This is a genomic window from Micromonospora sp. NPDC023633 (genome assembly GCF_040640035.1).
GTDB lineage: Bacteria > Actinomycetota > Actinomycetes > Mycobacteriales > Micromonosporaceae > Micromonospora.
The window spans coordinates 123,573-141,019 of the sequence record NZ_JBFABB010000001.1 but is presented as its reverse complement, the minus strand read 5'-3'; the positions used below and the strand labels follow the sequence as shown (position 1 = coordinate 141,019).

Here is a 17,447-nt window from a genome sequence, read left to right as displayed (position 1 = left end):
CGGCCAGGGTGGCTCAAGCACCGTCCCGACCCGCGTCCCACGTTTCACGTGAAACGCCGGCCGTCCTTCCAGCTCCCGAACGCGCGAGTCGACGTGGCGACCGGCGGCTCGATCCGCTGGCATGGAACGGCCGCGTGCCCCGGGGGGTCACGCGGCCGGCGGTGCTGCGTTCGCTGCGGCGCTGAACCGAGCGTGGAGCAAGGCCCTGGCGGGATCAGGCCTCCGGCTCCTCCTCCTCCTGGCCGACGCCGATGATGCCGACGATCCGCTCCAGGTCGTCGACCGTCGCGAACTCGATGGTGATCTTGCCCTTGCTCCGGCCGATGTCCACCTTCACGCGGGTGTCGAACCGGTCGGAGAGTCGGTCGGCCAAATCGGTGAGGGCGGGGGCGTGGGGCTTCGGGCGACGCTTGGCCGCTTCCTTCTTGCTCGTACCGTCGCTCAGGGCCAGCGCGACGATCTCCTCGGTCGCGCGGACCGAGAGGCCCTCGGCGACGATCCGGAGCGCGAGCTGTTCCTGCGCCTCGGCCTCATCGAGGCTCAGCAGCGCCCGGGCGTGACCGGCGGAGAGGACGCCGGCCGCGACCCGCTTCTGCACCGGAGCGGGCAGGTTGAGCAGCCGGATGGTGTTCGAGATCTGCGGCCGGCTCCGCCCGATCCGCCGGGCGAGTTCCTCGTGGGTGGCGCCGAACTCGTCGAGCAGTTGCTGATACGCGGCGGCCTCTTCCAGCGGGTTCAGGTTCGCCCGATGGATGTTCTCCAGCAGCGCGTCGCGGAGCATGGCATCGTCGCGGGTGTCCCGGACGATCGCCGGGATGCTCTCCCGCCCGACGGCCTGCGCGGCCCGCCAGCGCCGCTCGCCCATGACCAGCTCGTACTTTTCCTCGTCGAGCTGCCGTACGACGATCGGCTGGAGGAAGCCGACCTCCTGGATCGAGGTCTTCAGCTCCTCCAGAGCGTCCTCGTCGAAGACCTGGCGGGGCTGCTTCGGGTTCGGCACGATCGCGTCGACCGGGATCTCGGCGAACCGGGCACCCGGCACCGGGCTGAGTTCGGGATACGGCTCGGGATGCGCCGTCGCGGACGGGCTCGCCGCGGCGGGCACCGCCTCCACCACCGACGCACCGGCGGCGACACCGGCCGACGGCTCGGCCGTCACCGGCGGCTCGGCGGCCTCGCTCGGCTCGATTACGGCGGTCGGCGCCGGCCCGGTCGGGATGAGCGCCCCCAGGCCCCGTCCCAGACCGCCCCGAGGACGGTTCTTCATGCCACGCCTCCCAGCGACTGTTCCGCACTACGCATTCCGGCCCACCGGCTCCTTGACGCCACGCTCGGCGATCTCCTGGGCGGCTTCGAAGTAGCTCGTCGCCCCCCGCGATCCCGGATCGTAGGTCACCACCGACTGGCCGTAGCTGGGTGCCTCCGAGACGCGGACGTTGCGGGGGATGACCGCCTGGAGCACCTTGTCGCCGAAGTGGTTCCGCACGTCCTGTTCCACGGCGTCGGCCAGCCGGGTCCGCCGGTCGTACATGGTGAGCAGGATGGTGGAGACGTCGAGCTTGGGGTTGAGGTGCTGGCGAACCAGGTTGATGTTGTTGATCAGCTGGTTCAGCCCCTCCAGCGCGTAGTACTCGCACTGGATCGGAATGAGCACCTCCTGCGCGGCCACGAGCGCGTTGACCGTGAGCAGGCCGAGCGAGGGCGGGCAGTCGATGAAGACGTAGTCGAAGTGACCGGGGTAGGCGGCGATCGCCCGGGCCAGCCGGGACTCGCGGGCGACCACCGACACCAGCTCGATCTCCGCGCCGGCGAGGTCGATCGTCGCCGGTACGCACCAGAGGTTGGGGATGCCCTCGACGCCCTGGGCGACCTCCTCCAGCGGCACGCTGTTGATGAGGCAGTCGTAGACGTCCGGCACGCCGGTGTGGTGCGGGACGTTCAGCCCGGTGGAGGCGTTGCCCTGCGGGTCCAGGTCGACCACCAGCACCCGGTTGCCGTGCAGGGCGAGCGCCACCGCAAGGTTCACCGTGGTCGTGGTCTTCCCCACGCCGCCCTTCTGGTTCGCGACGCACATGACCCTGGTCCGTTCCGGTCGAGGCATCGTCACCTCGCCACTCGGATTAAGGATCTGCACGGCGCGCATCGCCTCCATAGCCAACGGTGGGTCATCCTCTTCGCGCGTCGGGGTTTCACGTGAAACGTACGCGGCCTCGGCGGCAGTGGCTCCGGGGGAGCCGGCCGGGGGCGCGGACGTGTCGGTGACGGGAACGGGTTCGGGGGTCGCGTCCGGCACGGAGTCCGGGGTGGGCTGCTGCGGCACGGCGGACTCGAACCGGGCCGAGGCCGAGGCGTTGCGCCGGATGGGAATCACCCGGCCGCCGGCCGAGTTGCCGGCCCGCGACACGTCGGGTGTGGCGCGGGCCGCCGGAGGCTCCGGCACGATCGGCTCGACACCGCCCGGTCGGAGGGCCGCGTCGCCGCCCGGCGGTCGGATCGAGTGGCCGCGGGACGGCCCGTCGGGCGACCAGCTCGGGTAGTCGGTTTCACGTGAAACGGGGTCGCCCGCTGACCCGGTCACGCGTGGATCGTCGTACCTTCCGTCGTCATGCACCTGTCATCCCTGCCCGCTTCGGATGGTCGGTCCGCACCCCGTCAACTGGCCGTACGCGATCGCGCCGCGGAGCATACGGCCCGGCGGGAGCGGCGGGACCGGTGAACGTCCGTCGCCGTCCGCTCCACACTATCGACGCGAAGCCAGCCTACGGCTCACGGGCGCAGCCGGTCCACGTCGGGTTCTCATCCTTCCGTCCACCCGCACCGGTTCAACGACGCAACCGCCGGCCGGGAAGCCGGTACGTGGACATCCGGCGCGAATGTCCGAGAGGGACTCAACGCCGCCGGGACCGGCCGCCGCGCGACCTCTTCGCGGCCTTCGGCCGGGTCGGACCGACCACGCGCTCCCGCACGATCTCCACCACCGTCGTCGGCGGATCGATCACTCCCTCGCCGCAGCGGTGCACCTCGGGCTCGCCGCCGCCGAGCCGGGCCACGGTCTGCGCGTGCTCGGCAACCTCGTCGGCGGCGGACGCACCCTTCAGTGCGATCAGCCGACCACCGCGAACGACCAGCGGCAGGCACCACGTCGAGAGCCGGTCCAGCGGCGCGACGGCGCGGGCGGTGACCACGTCCCCGCTCAACGGGCCGACGCCCGTCGACCCCGTCGCCGCCTCGTCGGCCCGCCCCCGGAAGACCCGGACCATCTTCGCCAGCCCGAGGTGCTGCACCGCCTCGATGAGGAAGGAGGTGCGCCGGGAGAGCGGTTCGATCAGGGTCACCGTCAGGTCGGGTCGCGCGATGGCCAGCACCAGGCCGGGCAGTCCGGCCCCGGAACCGACGTCGAGCACCGTCGCACCCTCCGGAATCCGCTCGGCCACCGCCGCGCAGTTGAGCAGGTGGCGATCCCAGATCCGGGGGGCCTCGCGCGGCCCGATCAGGCCGCGGACCACGCCGTCGGTGGCGAGCAGTTCGGCGTACGCGGCGGCCAGGTCGATCCGGTCGCCGAAGAGGATGCGCGCCGCACCGGCCAGCTCCGGTGGCAGCACGGCGTCGGTCGGAGACGGGGCGCCGTTCGAAGCCTCGGCCGGGGACGGCGCGCCGTCCGAAGCCACGGCCGGGGACGGGGCGGCCTCAGGAGCCACGGCCGAAGGCGAAGCGGCGTCGGGGGTCAGGGTCGGCTCGGGCCGGACAGGCGACGGCCCGGGCGGCGTGCCACCCGGGCCGTCCACGGCGCCGGCCGTGGTGTCGTCGTGGGTCACCTGGTCAGTCCGCCGGCCGGACGATGATGCGACGGTTCGGCTCGACGCCCTCGGACTCGCTCTCCACGCCGCTCATGGCGTTGACCACGTCGTGCACGCACTTGCGCTCGAACGCGGACATCGGCTCCAGGTGCACGGGCTCGCCGTGCTCCTTGACCTTCTCGACGGCGTTCTTGGCGACGGCGGCGAGTTCCTTGCGGCGGGTCGCCCGGTAGCCGCCGACGTCGAGCAGCAGCCGGCTCGGGGTGCCGGTCTGCCGGAAGACGGCCAGCCGGGCGAGCTCCTGGAGCGCCTCCAGCGTGGCGCCGCGCTGGCCGACCAGGTTCTGCAACCGGCCGCCGACCACCTCGACGACGGGGCGGCCGCCGGAGACCAGCTCGTCGATGTCGCCGTCGTAGTCGAGGATGTCGAGCAGGCCCTCGACGTAGTCGGCCGCGATCTCGCTCTGCCGGAACAGCTCGCTCTCGCCGACGGCCTTCTTCTCCCGGGTGCCCGACTCCTCGTCGGTCTCCTCGGGCTCGCCGTTCACCGCGGTCGGCTCGGTCCCCTCCTCGTCCAGGGACTGGTCCGCGCGGGGGGTGCTGGTGTCGGTCACGGTCTCATCTCCGTACTCGCTCGGCCGGACCGTCGGGTCCGCTGGTTTCCCGGGGGCCGGCGGGAGGTCGCCGGTGCCCACGGGCACGTCTGTCGTACGGGCAGTCTCGCCCGTGGCCGCGCCGCGCGCGGCGGTTCCGCCCGGCGCCGGCCGTACGGCGGCTGCGCGGTGCGGAACGGGCCGCCGCCGGTCTCCCGACGGCGGCCCGGATGTCCTCAGCCCTGCCGCTTGGCGGGGCCCTTCTTGGGGTTGACCGGCTTGGCGCCCGGCTTGGGGCCGGCGACCTTCGGCGCGACCGGCTTGGCCGGGGCCGGGGGGGCCGACTTGCCGCGCCCCAGCAGGCCGCCCGTCTTCGCCGGCTGCACCGGGTTGCGGGCCGAGGTGCCCGGCTTGCTGGTGGCGGTCTGCGGCGGCGGGAACTTCCGCAGCACCCACTGCTGCTGGCCGAGGGTGAAGAGGTTGTTCGTGACCCAGTAGATGATCACACCGATCGGGAAGATCGCGCCGGAGACGAGCAGCGACAGCGGGATGCCGTAGAGCATCAGCTTCTGGATCATCCGCTGCTGCGGGTCCTCGGCCCAGCCGGTCTTGAGGATCATCTGGCGGCTGGTGAGGTAGGTGGTGCCCATCATCACCAGGACCAGGATGCCGGCGATGACCTTCACGGTGGTGCCGTTGGCACCGAGCCGGGCCAGTTCCTCGGCGGTGGAGCCGAACTTGCCGGCGATCGGGGCGGTGAAGAGCTTCGCGGCCGAGGCGCTCTCGAACTGGCCGAGCGTCCAGCCGTAGAGGGTCTTGCCCCCGTTGGCCGGGTCGAGGCGGCGGAGCACGTGGAAGAGGCCCAGGAAAACGGGAATCTGGAGGAACATCGGAAGGCAGCCCATGAGCGGGTTGGCCTTTTCCTTCCGGTAGAGCTCCATCATCTCCTTCTGGAGCGTCTCCCGGTCACCCTTGTGCTTCTCCTGCAGCGCCTTCACCTGCGGCTGGAGCGCCTGCATCGCGCGCTGCGACTTGATCTGCTTGACGAAGACCGGGAAGAGGATCACCCGGACGGTGACCACCAGGAAGACGATGGCGAGGATCCAGGCCCAGTTGGTGCCGATCACCGCCGCGTCCGGCACCCCGATGGCGTCCCAGGCCCCATGCCAGGCCAGCAGGATCCACGAAATCGCGTAGTAGATCCAGTCGAGACTCAATTCTCAGGCTCCAGTCACATCGGCACGGCGGCGGCCGCCCGGCTCCGGCACCGGGTCGTGTCCACCTGGGTGGAAGGGGTGGCAGCGCAACAACCGCCGGGCCGTCAGGCCAGCTCCCCGGATCGCGCCGTGCACCGCCACCGCCTCCAGGGCGTAGGCACTGCACGACGGGTAGAACCGGCAGCGGGCCGGCAGAGCCGGACTTATCCACCGACGGTACGCGATGACCGGCCCGCTCAGCACCCGGGCACCGACCGTCGTCGGCCGGGGCTCGGTCGGTCCGCTGGTCACCGGGACCGCCGGCCGCGGGGCACCTTCGCGGCGGCGATCGCCGCGTCCAGATCGGCGCCGAGTCGTGGGTACGACGCGTCGGCCGCGGCGGGCAGCGCGCGTACGACCAGGGTGCTTCCCGTGGGCAGACCGGCCAGCCGTTCGCGGACCAGGTGCCGCAGGCGACGCCGGACCCGGTTGCGAACCACGGCGTTCCCGACGGCCTTGGACACGACGAAGCCGGCGCGGGCTGGTGCGGAGGGTTGCTCCGTACCGCTGCTCCGCGCCGGCTCCGGCGAGGTTGCTGTCGCGGGATCGGGGGTTGTCGGCAGGCTCAGATGGACGACGAGCGCGCCACGGCCGGCGCGTCGACCACCCCGGACCGCTGCGGCGAAGTCAGTGCTGCGCCGCAGTCGCTGTGCGGCCGCCAGCACGACTGCCCACGTCCCCCGGACCTGACCCGGTCGGCCTCAGGCCGACAGGCGGGCGCGGCCCTTGGAGCGACGGGTCGAAAGGATGGCGCGGCCGGCACGGGTGCGCATGCGCAGCCGGAAGCCGTGGGTCTTCGCGCGCCGGCGGTTGTTCGGCTGGTAGGTGCGCTTGCTCACGTCAGGCTCTCCGTTTTCGTACGCCCCGGGCGAGGGGTCGCCGGGATCGTGTGGTGGTCCAGGCCACCTCGGCGGTGGCCCCCGATCGGTGCTGCCCGGCGGCGCGGAACCTCGGCGATGCGGGGAAGCACCCGCGGACAGCAAGCACCTATCACCCTAGCAGAGGGCGAGAGAGCAGCCGTTCCAGCCTACGCAGGGCGGCAACCACCGTCAAACACTCCCAGCAGGGCGGACACCGGGCCTCTCCGGCGACCGAAGCGGCGGTTTTCGCTGATGTCGGCAAGGGTCGCCGCGCGTCGGCGGTTGATGGCGCGCGGACAACGCTGTTACCGTGCCCGATTGCGGTCAGCGTCGAAAGGTCCGGTCGTCGCCGGCGGGCAAGACCGGACAAGGCAGTGAATCGTTCGGCACGGTGAACCCGCTTCAGCGCCCGTTCAGGCAGGGGGCAGGTCCGACCCGCATCCGGCGGGCGGCCACAATCGGTGCGTACACAGGCTGTGGATAACTTGTGGACGAGGACCGGTCGGTCGTCCGGTGGGTGTCGTTCCACCCGCGCGAACGCGGCGGGCCCGGGACGGCCGACCGGAGAAGACCGGCGGCGTCGGCGGAGCAGAGGCGAGGGGGGTGGCACGACGGTGACCGGTACGACCGACCTTGCCGCGGTGTGGACAGCGACGACCGACGAGCTCGCCGACGAGATCATCTCCGCGCAGCAGCGCGCGTACCTGCGGCTGACCCGACTGCGGGCCATCGTCGAGGACACCGCCCTGCTCTCCGTCCCGGACGCCTTCACCCGGGACGTGATCGAGTCCCGCCTGCGCCCGGCGATCACGGACGCGCTCACCCGTCGGCTGGGCCGGCCGATCCAGGTCGCGGTGACCGTGCGCGTGCCCGAGGACGGCTCCGGCCGTCCGGCGGGGACCGTCTACCGCAGCGTTCCCGAGCCCGGGCCGGCCGACCACGACGGCGGGCCGCTCGGCTACGACGCGGGCTACGACGGGATGACCGGGCAGCGCGACGGCGGGGCCCTCGACGCCGGGCCGCCGCCGCTCATCCCCGAGCAGGCGCACCCCCAGCGGCGGACCGACGCGTCGTCCCCGGCCCCGGGCGACGACGGGCACCGGCCGGGCGAGCGGGGCGGGCAGGAGGCCCTGTTCAGCACCGCCTTCGCCGAGCCGCCGCGCCCCGACCGGTCGGCACCGCTGCGGCACCCGGCCGAGCGCCGGGGCTACGACGAGCAGGCCGCCCGGCTGGACCCGCCGACCGCCGACAACCGGGGGTACGAGCCGCGCTACCGCGAGGACGCCGTCTCCCCCCGGGACCAGCACGTGATCCGGGCCCTGCCCCGCGACACCGGCACCGACAACGGGCCCGGACGCGGTGGCGCGGATCACCGGCCCGGTGGCCGGGACGACCGCCGCATGCCCGGCGCCGACAGCGGCGGCAACCGGCTCAACCCGAAGTACATGTTCGAGACGTTCGTCATCGGCTCGTCCAACCGCTTCGCCCACGCGGCGAGCGTCGCGGTCGCCGAGTCGCCGGCGAAGGCGTACAACCCGCTGTTCATCTACGGCAGCTCGGGGCTGGGCAAGACGCACCTGCTGCACGCCATCGGGCACTACGCCACGACGCTGGGCAACGCGCGCTCGGTCCGGTACGTCTCGACCGAGGAGTTCACGAACGACTTCATCAACTCGCTCCGGGACGACAAGACCAGTGCGTTCCAGCGGCGCTACCGCGACGTCGACATCCTGCTGATCGACGACATCCAGTTCCTGGAGAACCGCGAGCGCACGCAGGAGGAGTTCTTCCACACGTTCAACACGCTGCACAACGCCAACAAGCAGATCGTGATCACCTCCGACCGGTCGCCGAAGCAGCTCGCGACGCTGGAGGACCGGCTGCGTACCCGCTTCGAGTGGGGGCTGCTCGCCGACATCCAGCCGCCGGACCTGGAGACCCGGATCGCGATCCTGCAGAAGAAGGCGGCGCAGGAGCGCCTCTACGCCCCGCCGGACGTGCTGGAGTTCATCGCCTCGCGGGTGTCGAACTCGATCCGGGAGCTGGAGGGCGCGCTGATCCGGGTCACGGCGTTCGCCAGCCTGACCCGCTCCACGGTCGAGCTGTCGCTGGCGGAGGAGGTGCTGCGGGACTTCATCCCGGACGGCACCGGGCCGGAGATCACCGCCGACCAGATCATGGTCTCCACCGCCGACTACTTCGGGGTGAGCCTGGAGGACCTGCGCGGCCACTCCCGCTCCCGGGTGCTGGTGAACGCCCGCCAGGTGGCCATGTACCTGTGCCGGGAGCTGACCGACCTGTCGCTGCCCCGCATCGGGCAGGCCTTCGGCGGCCGGGACCACACCACCGTGATGCACGCCGACCGCAAGATCCGCCAGCAGATGGCCGAGCGCCGGTCGCTCTACAACCAGATCGCGGAGCTGACCAACCGGATCAAGCAGAACACCTGAGCGACGGCTTCAGGTCGGCGCGGCGACGGCCGCGCCGAACCGGAGTCGTCGTCGCGTACGCCCGCCCGCTCGCGGCGGAGAGGGGCGAGGGACGCGCCCGGCCGGACCAGTCGGCCGGGCGTTTTTCGTTCTCCACAGCCGGTCCGGCTTGACCCTCGACATGGTGGAGACCACAGGATCCGAGCCGTGTCCGTCCACCGCCCGGATCGTTGTCCACAGCCCGTTGTCCACCGGCTGTGGAAAACTACCGTCCGTCCACGGCCCGGTTACCCACAGGTTGTGGAAAAACCCTGGGGACAAGCCTGTGGACGCCTGGGGACAACCCGCTGGTTGTCCACCGACGACGGTCGGCCTGTGGGGAACCTGTTGAAGGTTCTGGGGATGACGCCCTCCGCACGGCTTCCGCCTGTCCACAGGACTGGGGAGAAAGTCGGTGGATTACCGGTGGATAACCGGTGGATAACGGTGGACAACCTGGGGGCGCCGGCCGCCTGTGGACCGGGACACGAGTTGTACCCCGGGTTCTCCACAGGTAAACCACCGGTGGATAACGTGTCTGAGCTGCGCAGACGCGGGTTCTCCACAGTTTGCACAGGTGCGATGAAGATGACGAGTTATCTCTTCTAAGACAACAAAAACCAATCATCACCGTTGGACTTCCTGTGGATCGGCCGGAACGCCGCCGTGGACGGCTGGCCGGCACCGGGGAAGTCCACGGGGTCGGGCGCACAGCCGATGCCCACGCGCCCTAAGGTGCGATGGGTACCCGCACGGACAGGCGGGTCGGTAGGCAGCGGTCGGCATGAGAGAGTTGTCGCTGACGTCGACGCGGAGGCATTGATGAAGTTCCGAGTGGAGCGCGACGCGCTCGCCGAGGCCGTGGCCTGGACCGCGAAGAGCCTGCCCAACCGGCCGTCCGTACCGGTGCTCGCCGGCGTGATGCTGCGCGTCACCGACGGCAACCTGCAGGTTTCGGGCTTCGACTACGAGGTCTCCAGCCAGGTCACCGTCGAGGTGCAGGGGGACGCCGACGGCGCCGCCCTGGTCTCCGGCCGGCTGCTGGCCGAGATCACCAAGGCGCTGCCCGCCAAGCCGGTGGACATCGCCGCCGTCGGCGCCCACCTCGAACTGGTCTGCGGCAGCGCCCGGTTCACCCTGCCCACCATGCCGGTCGAGGACTACCCGTCCCTGCCGGAGATGCCCGAGAGCACCGGCACCGTCGACGCGGCCGCCTTCGCCGCCGCGGTCGCCCAGGTCGCCGTCGCCGCCGGCCGCGACGAGACGCTGCCGATGATGACCGGCGTACGCCTCGAGCTCTCCGGCGGGACGCTGGCCATGCTCGCCACCGACCGCTACCGGCTGGCCCTGCGCGAGATGGAGTGGAACCCGGACGACCCCGAGGTGAGCATCAACGCCCTCGTGCCGGCCCGGACCCTGCACGACACCGCCAAGGCCCTCGGCCCGATCGGTGGCCAGGTCACCATGGCGCTCTCCCAGGGCGCGGCCGGCGAGGGGATGATCGGCTTCGCCGGCGGCACGCGGCGCACCACCAGCCGGCTGCTCGACGGAGCGAACTACCCGCCGGTGCGCTCGCTCTTCCCGGCCACCCACAACGCCGAGGCGCGGGTGCCCGTCAGCACCCTGATCGAGGTCGTCAAGCGGGTCGCCCTGGTCGCCGAGCGGACCACCCCGGTGCTGCTCAGCTTCAGCGCCGACGGCCTGGTGGTCGAGGCCGGCGGCACCGAGGAGGCGCGGGCCAGCGAGGCGATGGAGGCCACCTTCACCGGTGACCCGCTGACCATCGGCTTCAACCCCCAGTACCTGATCGACGGCCTGACCAACCTGGGGGCCCAGTTCGCCGTGCTCTCGTTCGTCGACGCCTTCAAGCCCGCGGTGATTTCGCCCGCCGGTGAGGATGGCGAGGTCATCCCCGGGTACCGATACCTCATCATGCCGATCCGCGTCTCCCGCTGATCGCACCCCGAGAAGACCCCGACGCACGGAGGTAGGAAGACATGCAGCTCGGCCTGGTAGGGCTCGGCCGGATGGGCGGCAACATGCGCGAGCGGTTGCGCGCCGCCGGGCACGAGGTGGTCGGCTTCGACCACAACGCGGAGCTGACCGATGTCGCGACCCTGGCGGAGCTGGCGGAGAAGCTGGAGTCGCCCCGCGCGATCTGGGTCATGGTCCCCGCCGGCGTCACCGACGCGACCATCGACGAGCTCGCCGACGTCCTCGGCGAGGGCGACATCATCATCGACGGTGGCAACTCCCGCTTCAGCGACGACGCGCCCCGCGCCGAGCGGCTGAACGAGCGCGGCATCGGCTACCTCGACGTCGGCGTCTCCGGCGGCGTCTGGGGGCGGCAGAACGGCTACGCGCTGATGGTCGGCGGCGCCCAGGAGCACGTCGACCGGCTCATGCCGATCTTCGAGTCGCTGAAGCCCGAGGGCGAGTTCGGCTTCGTGCACGCCGGGCCGGTCGGCGCCGGGCACTACGCCAAGATGGTGCACAACGGCATCGAGTACGGCCTGATGCACGCCTACGCCGAGGGCTACGAGCTGCTGGCCAAGTCCGAGCTGGTCACCAACGTGCCGGGGGTGTTCAAGTCCTGGCGCGAGGGCACCGTGGTCCGCTCCTGGCTGCTCGACCTGCTGGACCGGGCCCTCGACGAGGACCCGGAGCTGGCCGAGCTGAGCGGCTACACGGAGGACACGGGCGAGGGCCGGTGGACGGTCGACGAGGCGGTCCGGCTGGCCGTGCCGCTGAACGTGATCACCGCCTCGCTCTTCGCCCGCTTCGCCTCCCGCCAGGACGACTCGCCGGCCATGAAGGCCGTCGCCGCGCTGCGTCAGCAGTTCGGCGGGCATGCGGTCCGCAAGCGCTGACCGGCATCCACGCACCTGTGTACGTCCGCCGGCTCGAACTGGTCGACTTCCGCTCGTACGAGCGGGTCGGCGTGGACCTGGAGCCGGGGGCGAACGTCCTGACCGGCGCCAACGGCGTCGGCAAGACGAACCTGGTCGAGGCGCTGGGCTACGTGGCGACCCTGGATTCGCACCGGGTCGCCACGGACGCCCCCCTCGTCCGGATGGGCGCGTCCTCGGCGGTGATCCGCTGCGCGGTCGTGCACGAGGGTCGCGAGCTGCTGGTGGAGCTGGAGATCGTTCCGGGCAAGGCCAACCGGGCCCGGCTGGGGCGGTCGCCGGCCCGCCGGGCGCGGGACGTGCTCGGCGCGCTCCGGCTCGTGCTGTTCGCTCCGGAGGACCTGGAACTCGTCCGGGGCGACCCGGCCGAGCGCCGCCGCTACCTCGACGACCTGCTGGTCAGCCGCCAGCCCCGGTACGCCGGGGTGCGGGCCGACTACGAGCGGGTGGTCAAGCAGCGCAACGCGTTGCTGCGCACCGCGTACCTGGCCCGCAAGACGGGCGGGTCGCGGGGCGGGGACCTGTCGACCCTGGCGGTCTGGGACACGCACCTGGCCCGACACGGCGCCGAGCTGCTCGCCGGCCGGCTGGAACTGGTCGCCGCGCTGGGGCCGCACGTGACGAAGGCGTACGACGCGGTGGCGGCGGGACGGGGAGCCGCCGGGATCGCGTACCGGCCGTCGGTGGAGCTGGCGGAGCCCACCACCGACCGGGAGGCGCTGACGGAGGCGCTGACCGCCGCGCTCGTCGAGTCCCGCGGCGCCGAGATCGAGCGGGGCACCACCCTGGTCGGCCCGCACCGCGACGAGCTGGCGCTGACGCTGGGCCCGCTGCCCGCCAAGGGGTACGCCAGCCACGGCGAGTCCTGGTCGTACGCCCTGGCCCTGCGGCTGGCCGGCTACGACCTGCTCCGCTCCGACGGCATCGAGCCGGTGCTGGTGCTCGACGACGTCTTCGCCGAGCTGGACGCCGGGCGTCGGGAGCGGCTGGCGGAGCTGGTGGGCGGGGCGAGTCAGCTGCTGGTGACCTGTGCGGTCGACGAGGACGTGCCGGTGTCCCTGCGCGGCACCCGGTACGCCGTGGGCGAGGGGACGGTGCGACGTGTCGGATGAGCAGCTTCCCCCGGCCCGTCTCGGCCCGGGCCGTGGCGGCGGAACGACCGGCGGGGACGTCGGCGACGCGGCGGGTGGCGACGCGGCGGCCGGGGCGAGCGGCCCGGAACTGGCGCGGGCGGTGCTGGACGCGGCGAGGGCCCGCCGGGAGTCGGCGGCCCGCACGCGTCGGCGTACCCCGGGAGGGGGCGGCGACGGCGAGGGCGGCCAGCGGCGTCTGCGCGGATACTCCGGCCCGGGGCCGGACCCGCGAGATCCGCAGCCGCTCGGCGCGGTGCTCAACCGGCTCGTCAAGGCGCGTGGCTGGCAGCAGCCGGCGGCCGAGGCGACGGTGTTCGGCGCCTGGGAGCGGGTGGTCGGCCCGGAGGTGGCCCAGCACAGCCGTCCGGTGAAGCTGGAGGACGGCGAGCTGACCGTGGAGGCCCGCTCGACCGCGTGGGCCACCCAGCTGCGGCTGCTGGCCGGCTCGCTGCTCAAGCAGATCGCCAGCGAGGTCGGCCACAACGTGGTGCGCAAGCTGCACATCCACGGCCCCGCCGCGCCGTCCTGGTCGAAGGGCCCGCGCCGGGTCCGTGGTCGCGGCCCGCGCGACACCTACGGCTGACGGTCAGTGCCCCTCGCGGCGGGCCTCCCGCTCGGCGCGCCTGCGTTCCCGCTGCTCGCGGCTCCACTGCTTGCGTCGCTCCAGGTCCTGCTTCCACGCCTCCCGGGCGTGGCTCGAGCCGCCCTGCACCGCGCCCTGCACCTCCGGCGGGCCCGCGAGGCGCCGGAACGCCCAGGCCATCAGGCGTCCGCCCTCGCCGGGGGCCTTCGGGGTGGGCTTCTCCTCGGTCATCGCCTGACCTCCGGTGCGCGGTGGATGATTGGCGTACAAACCATTGGTACACCAATCATTGGTACGCTCGCAACGACGAGGAGGAGGTCCGCCCGTGACCGACCAGCTCGACGGGGATCCCCTGGCGCTGGAACAGCAGGTGTGCTTCGCGCTCTCCGTCGCCGCGCGCGGCGTGGTCGCCGTCTACCGGCCACTGCTGGAGCCGATGGGGCTGACCCACCCGCAGTACCTGGTGATGCTCGCGCTCTGGCAGCACGCGCCGCTGTCCGTACGCGACCTCAGCCGCCTGCTCCAGCTCGATCCGGGCACCCTGTCGCCCCTGCTCAAGCGGCTGGAGGCGACCGGCTACGTCCGGCGCGAGCGCGATCCCGCCGACGAGCGGAGCCTCGCGGTGACGCTGACCGCCGCCGGCGAGGCCCTGCGGGAGCGCGCCGAGCAGATCCCGCCCGCGATCGTCGAACGGCTCGGCATGCCGGTGGAGGACCTGCGCCACCTGCACGCCGTGCTGACCCGGGTCATCGACGCCGCCAACCGCGCGGGCGGTTCCGCCGCGGGGGGTCAGGCGTCGGCGTAGACGGCGAAGCCGCGGTCGGCGCAGCGCCGGTAGAAGGCGGCCAGCACGGCCAGCTCGGCGCAGGTGAAGTTCCACTGTGGCGGCTCGCCGCTCTCGTCGCGCAGCGCGTCCAGGCGGCTGTCGAGCCAGCGCAGCTGCTGTTCGGCCAGCCGCCCGTCGGCGAGCAGCGAGCGCAGCACCTGGCTCACCGAGTCGAAGGTGACGGCTTCGCCGTGCGGGCGGTGGCCCGTCACGAACCGCTCGATGCCGCCGGCGATCCAGGCGCAGCCGTCGGGATCGATCACCGGATCCTCGTCCTCGGCCGCCGCGTCCGTGGCGTAGAGCACACCCTCCAGGCCGAGCAGCAGGTCCACCAGTTCGGTGTACGCGGTCGCCCGCACGGTGCCGGTCTTGGCGATCAGCTCGGCGAGCGCCGCGGTGGGCGCGGAGATGCGGGGCATGTCGACGATGTCGCCGAAGTCGACGAACTCGGCCGGCGCGACCGGGTCGTAGAAGCGGCCGGTCCGCGGCCAATGCACCGCGACGTTGTCCAGCCCCATCTGGCGTCACCTCTTCGAGAGCACGGGTAGTTCGTATCGGCTCGATCGTCCGGTTCCGGCCGGAAAAGATCAAGGCCGGGCCGACGGCGTGGCGGCGGTGGCGTTCCCACCCGTCCGACCGGCACCGATCGTCAGGCGGCGGCGCCCCCGATCGCCCCCTGGCGTGTAGGGGGAGTCGCGGGCGGCGCGGTTCGGCCGGCTACGTCGGTCTCAGCCGCCTCGCAGGGGTGCCGAGTGGTGGTTCTGTCGCCCGCGCACAGTAAGATTGACCCCGAGACGAAGACCCGGTGCGGAGCGACGAGACACGGGCCCGGAGCGGGCCCGCGATCATCGTCCACGTCGGGTCGAGCCGATCGCGATCCGCGGGCAACCGCGGCGACCGGCGCGTTCGACCCGTACCCCGGAATTGTCTCCGGTGCCGGTCTGCGCGTCGACGTCGCGTCCTGTCCGCCGAACCCGCGCCCGACGCGCCACCAGGCGCGGACGGCGCGAGAAAGTGGCCGAGGGTGGCAGCGCAGGACAAGCAGGAGTACGGCGCCGGGTCGATCACCGTTCTCGAAGGGCTGGAGGCGGTCCGGAAGCGCCCCGGTATGTACATCGGGTCGACCGGTGAGCGCGGTCTGCACCACCTGGTGTGGGAGGTCGTCGACAACGCGGTGGACGAGGCGCTGGCCGGCCACTGCGACACCATCGACGTGGTGCTGCTCGCCGACGGCGGGGTCCGGGTCACCGACAACGGCCGGGGCTTCCCGGTCGACCTGCACCCGAAGCTGAAGAAGCCGGGTGTCGAGGTCGCGCTGACCGTGCTGCACGCGGGCGGCAAGTTCGACGGCAAGGCGTACGCCGTCTCCGGCGGTCTGCACGGCGTCGGCGTCTCCGTGGTGAACGCCCTCTCCACGAAGATGGCCGTGGAGATCCACAAGTCCGGCTTCGTCTGGCGGCAGCAGTACCACAACTCCAAGCCGACCCCGCTGGAGAAGGGCGAGTCGACCGACCGCACCGGCTCCGCGGTCGCCTTCTGGCCCGACGCCGACGTGTTCGAGACGGTCGACTTCGACTTCCAGACCATCTACCGGCGCCTCCAGGAGATGGCCTTCCTCAACCGGGGCCTCACCATCCACCTGCTCGACGAGCGGGTCCCGGAGGGCGAGGAGGGCAAGCCGCGCGAGGTCACCTTCTGCTACCAGGGCGGTATCGCCGACTTCGTCCGGCACCTCAACGCCTCGAAGAACCCGATCCACAAGACCGTGGTCGAGTTCGGCGCCGAGGAGGATGGCATGTCGGTCGAGATCGCCATGCAGTGGAACGAGTCGTACGGCGAGTCGGTCTACACCTTCGCCAACACGATCAACACCCACGAGGGCGGCACCCACGAGGAGGGTTTCCGGTCCGCGTTGACCAGCGTCGTCAACCGGTACGGCACCGACAAGAAGCTGCTCAAGGGCGACGAGAAGCTCTCCGGCGAGGACATCCGCGAGGGCCTGGCCGCCATCATCTCGGTCAAGCTGGCCAACCCGCAGTTCGAGGGCCAGACCAAGACCAAGCTGGGCAACACCCCGGTGAAGAGCTTCGTGCAGCGGGTCTGCAACGAGTGGCTGGTCGACTGGTTCGACCGCAACCCGGCCGAGGCGAAGATCATCATCCAGAAGGCGTCCCAGGCCGCCCGGGCCCGGATCGCCGCGCAGCAGGCGCGCAAGCTGGCCCGGCGCAAGTCCCTGCTGGAGTCCGGCTCGATGCCGGGCAAGCTGGCCGACTGCCAGTCCACCGACCCGCGCGAGTCCGAGGTCTTCATCGTCGAGGGCGACTCGGCCGGCGGCTCGGCCAAGCAGGGGCGCGACCCGCGTACCCAGGCGATCTTGCCGATCCGGGGCAAGATCCTCAACGTGGAGAAGGCCCGGATCGACCGGGTGCTCAAGAACAACGAGGTCCAGGCGCTGATCACCGCGTTGGGCACCGGCATCCACGACGACTTCGACATGGAGAAGCTGCGCTACCACAAGGTGGTGCTGATGGCCGACGCCGACGTCGACGGCCAGCACATCCAGACGTTGCTGCTCACGCTGCTGTTCCGCTTCATGCGCCCGCTGGTCGAGATGGGGCACGTCTACCTGGCCGCCCCGCCGCTCTACAAGATCAAGTGGAACAAGCGGGGCGACGACGCGCAGTACGCGTACTCGGACCGCGAGCGGGACGGCCTGATCGCGCTGCGCCAGCAGAAGAAGCCGAACGCGAAGCCGGACGATATCCAGCGCTTCAAGGGCCTCGGCGAGATGAACTACCCCGAACTGTGGGAGACCACGATGAACCCGGCGACGCGTACGCTGCGTCAGGTCACGCTCGACGACGCGGCCACCGCCGACGAGTTGTTCAGCGTGCTGATGGGTGAGGACGTCGAGGCGCGCCGCTCGTTCATCCAGCGCAACGCCAAGGACGTCCGTTTCCTGGACATCTGATGGATCTCGGCGGGCCGGCCGGTCGTCCACCGGCCAGCCCGCCGATCCACAG

At 71.8% G+C, this 17,447-nt stretch carries 18 protein-coding genes; 8 read left to right on the top strand and 10 right to left on the bottom strand.

Annotated elements, in window-relative coordinates; all coding sequences use genetic code 11:
• Window positions 1-214 precede the first annotated feature (214 nt).
• On the bottom strand, window positions 215-1,267 hold the full coding sequence (locus AB0G13_RS00725) for a ParB/RepB/Spo0J family partition protein (RefSeq protein ID WP_357866822.1): 1,053 nt from the start codon (window positions 1,265-1,267) through the stop codon (window positions 215-217).
• Between the two features lie 27 nt (window positions 1,268-1,294).
• Window positions 1,295-2,371, bottom strand: a complete 1,077-nt coding sequence (locus AB0G13_RS00720; protein ID WP_357866903.1) for a ParA family protein — start codon at window positions 2,369-2,371, stop codon at window positions 1,295-1,297.
• Between AB0G13_RS00720 and AB0G13_RS00715 the strand changes: the two genes are divergently transcribed.
• Entirely contained in the window at window positions 2,259-2,537 is a 279-nt protein-coding gene (locus tag AB0G13_RS00715) for a hypothetical protein (RefSeq protein WP_357866912.1), read from the top strand. The genes AB0G13_RS00720 and AB0G13_RS00715 overlap by 113 nt on opposite strands.
• 351 nt (window positions 2,538-2,888) lie before the next feature.
• Here the strand turns inward: AB0G13_RS00715 and rsmG are convergent, their stop codons facing one another.
• The 6 genes from rsmG to rpmH form a co-directional block, all read right to left on the bottom strand.
• Window positions 2,889-3,602, bottom strand: a complete 714-nt coding sequence (gene rsmG / locus AB0G13_RS00710; protein ID WP_357866900.1) for a 16S rRNA (guanine(527)-N(7))-methyltransferase RsmG — start codon at window positions 3,600-3,602, stop codon at window positions 2,889-2,891.
• A 217-nt stretch (window positions 3,603-3,819) separates the two neighbouring features.
• Window positions 3,820-4,410 carry a R3H domain-containing nucleic acid-binding protein gene (locus tag AB0G13_RS00705; RefSeq protein ID WP_357866819.1) on the bottom strand — a complete coding sequence of 197 codons (591 nt, stop codon included), beginning with the start codon at window positions 4,408-4,410 and terminating at the stop codon, window positions 3,820-3,822.
• A gap of 215 nt (window positions 4,411-4,625) precedes the next feature.
• Window positions 4,626-5,606, bottom strand: a complete 981-nt coding sequence (gene yidC, locus AB0G13_RS00700; protein WP_357866816.1) for a membrane protein insertase YidC — start codon at window positions 5,604-5,606, stop codon at window positions 4,626-4,628.
• Window positions 5,607-5,609: 3 nt separating this feature from the next.
• Window positions 5,610-5,849, bottom strand: a complete 240-nt coding sequence (gene yidD, locus AB0G13_RS00695; RefSeq protein WP_357866897.1) for a membrane protein insertion efficiency factor YidD — start codon at window positions 5,847-5,849, stop codon at window positions 5,610-5,612.
• Window positions 5,850-5,893: 44 nt separating this feature from the next.
• Window positions 5,894-6,310, bottom strand: a complete 417-nt coding sequence (rnpA, locus tag AB0G13_RS00690; RefSeq protein ID WP_357866813.1) for a ribonuclease P protein component — start codon at window positions 6,308-6,310, stop codon at window positions 5,894-5,896.
• 36 nt (window positions 6,311-6,346) lie between these two features.
• Window positions 6,347-6,484, bottom strand: coding sequence for a 50S ribosomal protein L34 (gene rpmH, locus AB0G13_RS00685; protein WP_089002791.1), 138 nt, complete (start codon window positions 6,482-6,484; stop codon window positions 6,347-6,349).
• Window positions 6,485-7,119: 635 nt separating this feature from the next.
• On the opposite strand from rpmH, the gene dnaA reads away from it, so the two are divergent.
• From dnaA to AB0G13_RS00660, 5 genes are all read left to right on the top strand, one after another.
• Window positions 7,120-8,955, top strand: coding sequence for a chromosomal replication initiator protein DnaA (gene dnaA / locus AB0G13_RS00680; protein WP_357866810.1), 1,836 nt, complete (start codon window positions 7,120-7,122; stop codon window positions 8,953-8,955).
• 840 nt (window positions 8,956-9,795) lie between these two features.
• Window positions 9,796-10,929, top strand: coding sequence for a DNA polymerase III subunit beta (dnaN, locus tag AB0G13_RS00675; RefSeq protein ID WP_357866807.1), 1,134 nt, complete (start codon window positions 9,796-9,798; stop codon window positions 10,927-10,929).
• 41 nt (window positions 10,930-10,970) lie between these two features.
• Window positions 10,971-11,843, top strand: a complete 873-nt coding sequence (gene gnd / locus AB0G13_RS00670) for a phosphogluconate dehydrogenase (NAD(+)-dependent, decarboxylating) (protein ID WP_357866804.1) — start codon at window positions 10,971-10,973, stop codon at window positions 11,841-11,843.
• 17 nt (window positions 11,844-11,860) lie between these two features.
• The gene (recF, locus tag AB0G13_RS00665) at window positions 11,861-12,994 is read left to right on the top strand and encodes a DNA replication/repair protein RecF (RefSeq protein WP_357866801.1); all 1,134 of its coding nucleotides are present in this window, start codon (window positions 11,861-11,863) and stop codon (window positions 12,992-12,994) included.
• Window positions 12,984-13,598 (top strand): DciA family protein, encoded by a 615-nt coding sequence (locus tag AB0G13_RS00660; RefSeq protein WP_357866798.1) that lies wholly within the window; start codon window positions 12,984-12,986, stop codon window positions 13,596-13,598. The genes recF and AB0G13_RS00660 overlap by 11 nt, the downstream gene beginning before the upstream one ends.
• Before the next feature lie 3 nt (window positions 13,599-13,601).
• On the opposite strand, the gene AB0G13_RS00655 is transcribed toward AB0G13_RS00660, so the two are convergent.
• A complete protein-coding gene (locus tag AB0G13_RS00655) occupies window positions 13,602-13,829 on the bottom strand; it encodes a hypothetical protein (RefSeq protein WP_357866795.1) in 228 nt (75 codons plus the stop codon).
• 94 nt (window positions 13,830-13,923) lie between these two features.
• Here AB0G13_RS00655 and AB0G13_RS00650 point away from each other — a divergent pair, with 94 nt between their 5' ends.
• The gene (locus AB0G13_RS00650) at window positions 13,924-14,403 is read left to right on the top strand and encodes a MarR family transcriptional regulator (RefSeq protein WP_357866792.1); all 480 of its coding nucleotides are present in this window, start codon (window positions 13,924-13,926) and stop codon (window positions 14,401-14,403) included.
• Here the strand turns inward: AB0G13_RS00650 and AB0G13_RS00645 are convergent.
• Window positions 14,388-14,942 carry a hypothetical protein gene (locus AB0G13_RS00645; protein WP_357866789.1) on the bottom strand — a complete coding sequence of 185 codons (555 nt, stop codon included), beginning with the start codon at window positions 14,940-14,942 and terminating at the stop codon, window positions 14,388-14,390. The two genes, AB0G13_RS00650 and AB0G13_RS00645, sit on opposite strands and share 16 nt — an antisense overlap.
• 506 nt (window positions 14,943-15,448) lie before the next feature.
• On the opposite strand from AB0G13_RS00645, the gene gyrB reads away from it, so the two are divergent.
• Window positions 15,449-17,395: a DNA topoisomerase (ATP-hydrolyzing) subunit B gene (gene gyrB / locus AB0G13_RS00640; protein WP_357866786.1), complete on the top strand. Its 1,947-nt coding sequence runs from the start codon at window positions 15,449-15,451 to the stop codon at window positions 17,393-17,395.
• Window positions 17,396-17,447: the final 52 nt, after the last annotated feature.